General features: G+C 69.7%; 1 protein-coding gene. It reads left to right on the top strand.

Annotated features, from left to right (window positions below; translation table 11 throughout):
• Positions 1-317 precede the first annotated feature (317 nt).
• Positions 318-1,069: recombinase RecA (recA, locus tag ACXJKL_RS21425; protein ID WP_457209009.1), on the top strand; the 752-nt coding region annotated here is incomplete at its 3' end.

A 1,069-nucleotide genomic window follows, 5' to 3' on the forward strand; every position in this document is an offset into this window, starting at 1 on the left:
GCCGTGCTGGGGGCCGGTGTGGTCGCCGGTGCCATGGCTCGGGCGACGCTCGCCCGGCCGTCCGCCACGGCGTCCCCGCCCGACCCGACACGCTAGGCCCGACACGCTGGGCCCGACACGCTGGGCCCGACACACCGGACCCGACACGCGGCACCACGTGCGGCAGTCGAACAGCTGTTCGGGCTAGATTGGGTCCACAGGTACGACGCACGGCGAGGTTCTCCACAGCGTTCGACACGGCTGACCAGGCATTGTCGGTGGCTCGTCCTAGCGTCGCAGACGTACCTGACTACCCGACGGACACAAAGGACACGCACATGGCTGGTGGAGACCGCGAGAAGGCACTGGATGCCGCACTCGCCAACATCGAGAAGTCGTTCGGCAAGGGCTCGGTCATGCGGCTGGGCGACGACAGCCGCGCCCCGCTGGAGGTGATCCCGACCGGCGCCATCGCACTCGACGTGGCCCTGGGCCTGGGCGGCCTGCCCCGCGGCCGTGTGGTGGAGATCTACGGTCCCGAGTCCTCGGGAAAGACGACGGTCGCCCTGCACGCGGTGGCCAGCGCCCAGGCGGCCGGCGGCATCGTCGCCTTCATCGACGCCGAGCACGCGCTCGACCCCGACTACGCCAAGGCCCTCGGCGTCGACACCGACGCCCTGCTGGTCTCCCAGCCCGACTCCGGTGAGCAGGCGCTCGAGATCGCCGACATGCTCRTCCGCTCGGGCGCGCTGTCCCTCATCGTCATCGACTCGGTGGCCGCGCTCGTGCCGCGCGCCGAGATCGAGGGCGAGATGGGTGACAGCCACGTCGGCCTCCAGGCGCGGCTCATGAGCCAGGCGCTGCGCAAGATGACCGGGGCCCTCAACAACTCCGGCACCACGGCCATCTTCATCAACCAGCTCCGCGAGAAGATCGGCGTCATGTTCGGCTCGCCCGAGACCACCACCGGTGGACGCGCGCTGAAGTTCTACTCCTCGGTGCGCCTCGACGTGCGTCGCATCGAGACCCTCAAGGACGGCCAGGAGATGGTGGGCAACCGGACCCGGGTCAAGGTCGTCAAGAACAAGGT

It is taken from the genome of Nocardioides sp. P5_C9_2 (assembly GCF_054049555.1).